Genomic DNA, 392 nt, shown 5'->3' with positions numbered 1-392 from the left:
AACTTAGGGCCGAACTCTTTGCTCATTGCAACCGTTAACAACCTCGACACTAAAGCATCTTCTGCTTCACAAACAGAAATACAATGTCCGTTTACATTGAAGGAGTGAGCAGGGGATACCACATACCGTCCAGAAAGCCACTGACTTTGTAGTTCATCGCGCCTTGTTTTCCAATGAAATCTCAATGACCATATCCCATGATTGTAGGGCTTACCCTTCCATTTTTTACATAAAAATAGAAATTCTCTTTTTCATATTTTCTCTGGAACACATTTCGTCAATTGAAATCATAGCCAGGGATGTCCCACCGTCGCTCAACTTCTCTTCTAAGCATACTTTAGACTACCCACTCTAAGGTGTCTGTCCATTTGGTTCTGGATTTTATTCATATA

1 protein-coding gene is annotated in these 392 nt (G+C 40.3%); it reads right to left on the bottom strand.

The window, feature by feature from the left end; genetic code table 11:
- The coding region (locus BLO31_RS24075) for a hypothetical protein (protein ID WP_217495129.1) at positions 1–185 on the bottom strand (185 nt) is incomplete at its 3' end.
- Between the last annotated feature and the right edge of the window lie 207 nt (positions 186–392).

The sequence above is a fragment of the Vibrio sonorensis genome (assembly GCF_001854765.1).
Lineage (GTDB): Bacteria > Pseudomonadota > Gammaproteobacteria > Enterobacterales > Vibrionaceae > Vibrio > Vibrio sonorensis.
This window is presented reverse-complemented; position numbering and strand designations above follow the sequence as displayed.